Genomic DNA, 7,440 nt, shown 5'->3' with positions numbered 1-7,440 from the left:
GCAGCGCGAAACACCGGGGCGGTCTCGAGTGGTACCGGTGTGTGGTGAACCCCCTAGTTGGAGTCAAAAACGAGGGTGACCGTGACTCCAGGAAGGGGGTTGGGCTGGCTCCGGGTCCCCGTCCGGGGCCTCCCCCTTGTTGTTGCGGTTGCGGTGGGAGGGACGACCCTGCCAGATGGAGGCCTCCGGGTTGGTCTCCCTCCGGTACTTGAGCCGGTTGTGGTCCGAGCAGAGTGGCTGAATGTTGTCCGCGCTGGTGGACCCTCCGGCCGAGAAGCTGATCTTGTGGTCGGCCTCCGACCCGCTGGCCGGGAAGTTGCAGCCCTGGTACCAGGCGCAGGTGGTGTGACCGAACATCCCCGCATCCCGCAGAGCACCCGTGGCATCGCGCTGGGTACGGCCCACGTCCAACACCCGGTCACCCTTGGGGGAGGTGATCATCCGACGCAGCACACTGTTGGGGGCCAGGGCACGGACCGCGGCCATGGAGACCACCTGCCCATCCTGCGTCACCGCAGGCCCCGCACCCGTAGCCGGGCCGTCTTCGCCCTGGAGGCCGAGGAAGGTGGGCAGGGGCACCATGATGTTGATCATCGCCACCGCAGCACGCTTGCGACCCTGACCGCCCTTGCCGCCCTTGCCGTCTTCGGCCTGCCCCTCGGCACCCCCGGCGCTCTCGGTGGGGTTCTGGGCGGACCGGACCAGGTTCATGAACGCGTCATACATCCGCTCCGAAGCCGACACGTGCAGCCTCTCAGGGTCATACTCCACCTCGTGGGCCTTGAGCACGCACTGGAACTCCTCGGCGTGCTCACCCGGACCCCAGGCCTCGAACAGGTGAGTGCCATCAAAGGTGCGCACCACACGCGCACCACGGGCGTCGAAGGCGGCCTGGTACTGCTCCTCCACCACCGCCGGGTTGTACTGGGCCAGCAGCTCCCGGCCCAGCCGGGCGATGTCGGAGGTCGACATCGACGGCTCCCTGGCCTTGGAAGCCAAAATCCCGGCCTCCATCATCCGCCGGAAGAGGCCAGCATCCGGGTAGCGGCCGGTGTTGCGCGCCCCCACCGCCTTATCGGCGGCCTTGCACACCGCCACCGCTTCACCGATGGACAGCAACCCAGAGTCCAGGCCTTCGCGGGTGGCGGGCAACTCCTGAGCAAAGAGCCGGCGGGCCAGCTCGGCGCGCCCGTTGGCCTCAACGGGGGCCATACCCACCGAGTGGATCAGCCAGTTCTGCACCGACCGCTGCCCACCCGCCCCCAACAACGTCCCGGCCGCCTCCAGCTGCGCCAGCCGCAGCAGCATCGAAAGCTGGGCCCGATCGAAGTCCTCGAACACCTGAGAAATCACATCCAGGACCTCACCGGCCGCACCCGTCGGGGGCACCTCCGCCATTTCCGAAGCGATCTTTCCCCGGGCAGCACCCATGGCGGCCACGGCGGGGGTGTTTCCCGCCGCATTCCCGAACTGCCCGAAAGAAGTCATACCACCAGGATATCAAGAAAGGCTCAGAAAGGACCTATCCCGGGAGTGGTAATACCCTTACCAGGCCACCCCGACCCGCCTTTCCGTCCCCCGAAGAAATAATCCCAGGAAAAGGGACGCGGCCACCCCTGTTCGCATTCTTAGGCAAAGCGGACATATGCACACCCGAATGGGAATGATCTTGCTACCAGTAACAATCTCGGCGCCGAAATTGCTACTGGTGGCAAGATCATCGGGAAAAGGCCCGTCGGGAGGGGTTCGCCGCGCACATTGACCAGCCGCGACACCCGACCCGTCAACGCTCCGGCGCAGTGGACCACCGGCCGCAGGCCGTGCCGTTCGCTGTTCGGGGTTCGCTGCCCACAGTGACCGGCCGCGACACCCTCAGGCGGCAACGCTCCGGCGCAGGGGCAGGCATCGGCCGCCAGGCCGAGGGGTCGGGCGAAGCCCGAGGGGTTCGGCCGAAGGCCGTGTTGGTCCCGCTCGGACCTCGACCACGCGTCCCCCTTTCCCGATAGCCGCCAACCCGCCGTCGTAGCGGAGCGGGTCAAGGTGGAGCGCCGTTGACGCGCGAAGCGCTCGACGGCGACGACCTTGAGGCGCGCAGCGGAGACGGCCACAATCACGCGGCGGGAAAGGAGGGAACCCCAACCCGGAAGGAAAACCCCGACTCAACAAGGGGTCTCCACACCAAGAACAAACCCATCCCAACAAGAACACCACGACCGGAATCAACGCCCCAACAATCGGCGCAGACCTGGGGAGTTCAATCAGCTCGGGTAGGGCCTTCCCACAGTACTCTCTCTCGCCACCAGTGCGAACCCGGGCTGCAGCCTCCTCGGTTCGAAGGCCTTGTCGTCCCCGGCGGCCAACCTTTCCAGAAGGGCATCGGTCGCGGCCCGGGCGATGGCCCTTTTGTGGGGGGCGATGGTGGTGAGGGTGGTGGCGCAGTAGCGGCCGTCCTCGATGTCGTCGAAGCCGACGACCGCGACGTCGTCGGGGATGCGCAGGCCGCGTTCGGTGAGAGTGCGCATGGCACCGATGGCGACGAGGTCGTTGTAGCAGAACACCGCGTCCGGGCGGACGCCTGAGTCGAGGAGGCGGGCCATGGCCTGGGCGCCGTCCTCGCGGGTGTAGCCGTCCGTGACGGCGACGAACTCCTCGCTGGTGGGGCGGCCGTTCTCGGTCATGACCTCGCGCCAACCCTGTAGGCGCAGGTGGGCGGTCTGGCGGGCCCGGCCGTGGCGGGCACCGAGGAAGGCGACGCGCTCCCGACCCAGCTCCACGAGGTGGGCGGCTGCGGTGCGGGCGGCGGCGACGTTGTCTATGGCGATGTGGTCGTAGGGGGCTTCGTACTCCCTCTCCCCCAGCAGGACCAAGGGGGCGTCGCTGCCTCGGGCGAGGAGGTCCTCGTTCTCCAGCTCGATGGGGCTGAGGATGAGCCCGTCGATCACCCGGGCACGGAAGCCTTGGGCGAAGAGGACCTCTTGGTCCCGGCGGCCGCCGGTGTGGTCGAGCAGGACGATGTAGTCGAGGCCGCCTGCGTACTCGATGACGGCGTCGGCGAGCTCGGCGAAGTACGGGTTGCCGAGTTCGGGCAGGGCGAGGGCGATCATCCCGGTCCGGCCCTTGCGCAGGTGTCGGGCGGTGAGGTTGGGACGGTATCCGAGTTCGTCGATGACCCGCTGGACACGCTGGCGGGTTTCGGGGGTGACGTGCCGGTAGCCGTTGACGACGTTCGACACCGTCTTGACCGACACCCCCGCTCGCTGCGCGACGTCCTTGAGGCTGATGACCACTCGTTCCCCCTCCCTGGGCCGCCGGATCATGCCCAGGGCCGCCGTACTTTCCATCGTTATACAGCACGAGAGCGCCGTCTGCCCAGCCGTACTGACAAGCCAGCTCGGCCTACAGGCCAGCAACCCCCACATCAGCCTGAGGTGAACAAGTTTCCCTTCGGGCTCTGGACAAGGTCGGGAGTTCGTACTGTCATCTGTCTCAGTCGAATTTCCCACGTTGTAAAAGCGGTTCGACCTACTTGAGGCAGGGCGTCCCGCACGTCTTCGACACGGAGGAACCCCATGCGACTCGGCCCGGAGCGGCCACGGCGTGGACGGGCCGGCGCGCCGCCCAAGCCCGAGGACCGCAACCTAAGGACTGCCTTTCCCCTCGGCCAGGAGGGAGAGGTCGTCCTTGGTGACCACCCCGAACTGGAGCGCCTTGTCGATGAGCAGCTGTGAGCGCCAGTCCCTCCCCTGGCGGACCTCTTCGGGTTCGATCTGGAACTTGGTCTTGAGCAGGTAGTCGACGTGGGCGTTGACGGCCGACTTCTTCAGGCCCACCCGGTCGGCCACCTGCTGCTGGGTCGGGTCGACCGCGGATCCGGAGACGGCGGCCCCGTGGCGGGCGGCGCGGAGGCGGGGCTCGCAGAAGGCGACCAGCACCCGGTAGTAGGTGTGCCACCGGTCGATCCGGAAGCTGGCGGCGTCGGTGTGCTCGCTTTCGGGGTCGCCCGGGTCGGTGCCCGGAATCGTCTGGTCGATGCCGGGGACGATGACGCCGTTGCAGGCGGCGGGGGCCATCACCAGGAAGCTGTGCTCACCCTCGGAGCCGGGGATGAGCACCCTGGAGGTCTCGAAGGGCACCAGCATGCCGTAGGTGCTCGGCGGGACCTGGAGGAACCCGGCGAGGCGCTCGGTGTTCTCCACGATGTAGGACTTGCTCTTGCTGCGGTTGCTGATCCGCCAGTGGTCGCCGTACGACACGATGTCCCCGGCCAGCCTGGACACGGCCCGGTCCCCGACGGCCACCCGCACGTCCACGTCGCGGTTCTGGCCACCGCGGCCGAAGATCCGGGACTGGCCCGGTTCCAGGTGGTGCGTGTCCATGGGGGTGTCGCTCTCGTAGTCCTGTTGGACCGTGACGACCTGGTCGGGCTCTTCGGACGGAAGGAAATACGCGCACATGCGACGTCTCCAGGGGGACGAGGGGGAACCCTCGGGGGGACTAGGGCTGCCCTCGCAGGATACTTCGTGGCTCCCGGTTGGACAGGGGTCCGGGCAGAACGCAGCCCTGCACGGGCCGCGGTTCCAAACCAGGGCACGGTTTCCCGTCCTGGGGGCGAGGCGCTCCTGTCACCGCGCTCCCGGCCGCTCTAGGTTGGGGACGGAGGGGTGGGAACCGAGGGGGCCGACAGGATCCCCGGGGAAGCGAGGGAGGGACCCATGAGTCTGGACGCGACACCGGTCGGTCTCGGAGCCTACGGGGTGTGGCTCCCGCAGCACGACGTCAACGAGGACGTCGCCGCGGAGATCGAACGCCTGGGGTACGGGACGCTGTGGATCGGCGGCTCCCCCACGGCCGACCTGGAGCCGGTGGCCACGGCGCTCGCGGCGACGTCGCGGCTCGCGGTCGCCACCGGGATCGTCAACATCTGGACGGCACCCGCGGTGGAGGTCGCCGACGCCTACCGCCGCCTGGAGTCGGCCTACCCCGGCCGGTTCCTGCTGGGGGTCGGGGCCGGGCACCGCGAGGTCGACGGCGCCGGGGCGGTCCGACCGATGGCGGGGATGCGCGCGTACCTGGACCTCCTGGACGACGAGGGCGTACCGGTGAACCGGAGGGTTCTGGCGGCGCTGGGCCCGAAGGTGCTCCGGCTGAGCGCCGAACGCGCCGCGGGCGCACACCCGTACCTGGTCAACCCGGCCCACACCCGGACGGCGCGCGGGGTGCTGGGCGACGGGCCGCTACTGGCCCCCGAGCACAAACTGGTCCTGGGCGAAGACGCGGAACGGACCCGGAGTGCGGCCCGGCAGGGGATGTCGTTCTACCTGGACATCCGCAACTACCGGGCCAACCTGGAGCGGCTGGGCTTCACCCCGTCCGACTTCGCCGACGGCGGCAGCGACGCGCTGATCGACGCCGTGGTGGCGCAGGGCAGCCCGCGGAACGTGGCCGCCGCGCTGCGCGCGCACCTGGACGCGGGCGCGGACCACGTCGTGGCCCAGCCCCTGGCGGGAGAGTGCGGTCTGCTCGGCAGCCTCGCGCGGCTGGCCCCCGAGCTCACCGGCTGACCTGGCCTCCCGGCGGGTCAGTCCTGGTAGAGGGCCTCCAGTTCCTTGGCGTAGCGGTCCACGACCACGCGGCGGCGGAGCTTGAGCGACGGGGTGAGCTCACCCGTGTCCGGCCCCCACTCCCCCGTGAGGAGCCGGTGTCGCTTGACCTGCTCGGCGCGGTTGAGGCGGCCGTTGGCCGCGGTCACCGCGCGTTCGATCTCGGCCACGACCTCGGGGTGGTCGGCCAGGGCGTCCCCCTCGGCGTCGATCCCTTGGGAACGCGCCCAGACCGGGGCCATCTCGGGGTCGAGGACGACCAGCGCCACCAGGTAGGGGCGGTCGTCGCCGTGTGCGATGGCCTGCCCGACGAGCGGGTGCTCCTTGAGGGTATTCTCCACCAGGGCAGGCGACACGTTCTTGCCGCCCGACGTCACGATGATCTCCTTCTTGCGGTCGGTGATCCACAGGAAGCCGTCCTCGTCGACCCGGCCCACGTCGCCTGTGGCGAGCCAGCCGCCGCCGTCCACGGCCGCGTCCGTCGAGCCGTCCGGCTGAAGGTAGCCCTGGAACATCGAGGGGCCGCGCAGGAACACCTCGCCGTCCTCGGCCACCCGCATCTGGACGCCGTCGACGGGCCGTCCCACCGATCCGAGCCGGAACCGGCCCTCGGCGGGGTTGTTCAGGGTGGCCACGCCCACGGACTCGGTGAGCCCCCACACGTCCATGATCTCGATCCCGAGCGAGGCCCAGAAGCGCAGCACTTCCATGGGCATGGGCGCCGAGGCGCTGGAGGGCAGGACGACCCGGTCCAGGCCGAGCTTGGCGAGCAGCGGCTCCAGGACGGCGTCCCGGACGCCCTGGTAGCGCTCCGCCAGTTCGGCGGGGACCTCCTCCCCGCGTTCGCGGTACGCGGCGTACTCGCTGGCCACCCCCCGGGCGTCGTCGACCGCGGCGCCGATCTCCTCGGGCAGGGCGGCGAGCGAGGCGCGCACGGCCGTGGCGAGCTTCTCCCAGACACGCGGCACCCCGACGAAGTGCGGCGGACGGACCTCGGGCAGTACTCCGGCCAGGGCGGTGGGGTCGGCGCACATCCACACGTGCGAGGCGCGGAACAGCGGCAGGTAGAGGGAGAGCAGCCGTTCGGCGATGTGGGCCAGCGGGAGGTAGCAGACGTGGCTGGGGTGGTCGGGCAGGTCCACGGCCGCGTCGAGGGAGGTGGCCTGCGCGAGGACCTGCCGGTGGGTGATGGCGACGCCCTTGGGGTCTCCGGTGGTGCCGGAGGTGTAGACGACGGTGACGAGGTGGTCGGGGGTGAGGTCGTGCCACCGGGCGAAGGCTTCGGTGGGTGCGGCACCGGTCAGGCCCTGGTCGGTCAGCGCGGTGTAGGGGGTGTGGCCGCGCTCGGGTTCGGGTGCGTCGACGACGACGAGTTCGTCGAGGGGTGTCTCGGGGTCTGTCAGCAGCTTCTCCCAGTGGGCGGCCACGGCGGCGTCCTCCACGACGGCGAGGCGCGCACGGCAGTGCCGGGAGATGTAGGTGATCTGTTCGGGGGCGGCGGTGGAGTAGACGGTGGTGGGCACGGCGCCGATGTGGACCATGGCCATGTCGGAGAGCAGGTGTTCGGGCCGGTTTCCCATCATCAGCAGGACGTGGTCGCCGGGCCGCACGCCCAAGGCTGCGTAGCCCTCAGCGAGCTCGGCGACCCGGTCGCGGGTCTCGGCCCAGGTGAGGGTGGTCCAGTCGGTGGCCCCGGGTTCACGCCAGGAGAGGGCGGGGTGGTCGGGGTAGTTGCGCGCGTTGTGCAGGAGGAGTTCGGGAAGGGTGCGGTTCGTGGGGTCGTCCGCGGTGCCGGGAACGGAGGTCATGTGTACTCCTGGGCAGCTTCCTCGGGTGTGAC

Annotated in this window: 5 protein-coding genes; 1 reads left to right on the top strand and 4 read right to left on the bottom strand. The window is 69.7% G+C overall.

The genetic code is table 11. The features are described from left to right. Positions 1 to 63 precede the first annotated feature (63 nt). From ACYVD1_RS09520 to ACYVD1_RS09510, 3 genes are all read right to left on the bottom strand, one after another. The gene (locus ACYVD1_RS09520) at positions 64 to 1,488 is read right to left on the bottom strand and encodes an HNH endonuclease signature motif containing protein (protein WP_460770437.1); all 1,425 of its coding nucleotides are present in this window, start codon (positions 1,486 to 1,488) and stop codon (positions 64 to 66) included. Positions 1,489 to 2,258: 770 nt separating this feature from the next. Next, positions 2,259 to 3,341, bottom strand: a complete 1,083-nt coding sequence (locus ACYVD1_RS09515) for a LacI family DNA-binding transcriptional regulator (protein WP_460770434.1) — start codon at positions 3,339 to 3,341, stop codon at positions 2,259 to 2,261. 297 nt (positions 3,342 to 3,638) lie between these two features. Then, positions 3,639 to 4,454, bottom strand: coding sequence for a winged helix-turn-helix domain-containing protein (locus tag ACYVD1_RS09510; protein ID WP_460770431.1), 816 nt, complete (start codon positions 4,452 to 4,454; stop codon positions 3,639 to 3,641). 258 nt (positions 4,455 to 4,712) lie between these two features. On the opposite strand from ACYVD1_RS09510, the gene ACYVD1_RS09505 reads away from it, so the two are divergent. Continuing rightward, the gene (locus ACYVD1_RS09505) at positions 4,713 to 5,561 is read left to right on the top strand and encodes an LLM class F420-dependent oxidoreductase (protein WP_460770428.1); all 849 of its coding nucleotides are present in this window, start codon (positions 4,713 to 4,715) and stop codon (positions 5,559 to 5,561) included. A gap of 17 nt (positions 5,562 to 5,578) precedes the next feature. On the opposite strand, the gene ACYVD1_RS09500 is transcribed toward ACYVD1_RS09505, so the two are convergent. Next, positions 5,579 to 7,408 carry an AMP-dependent synthetase/ligase gene (locus ACYVD1_RS09500; protein ID WP_460770424.1) on the bottom strand — a complete coding sequence of 610 codons (1,830 nt, stop codon included), beginning with the start codon at positions 7,406 to 7,408 and terminating at the stop codon, positions 5,579 to 5,581. Positions 7,409 to 7,440: the final 32 nt, after the last annotated feature.

Source organism: Nocardiopsis nanhaiensis, assembly GCF_054778635.1.
The sequence above is the reverse complement of the archived record's forward strand: the minus strand, read 5'-3'. Positions and strand labels throughout refer to the sequence as shown.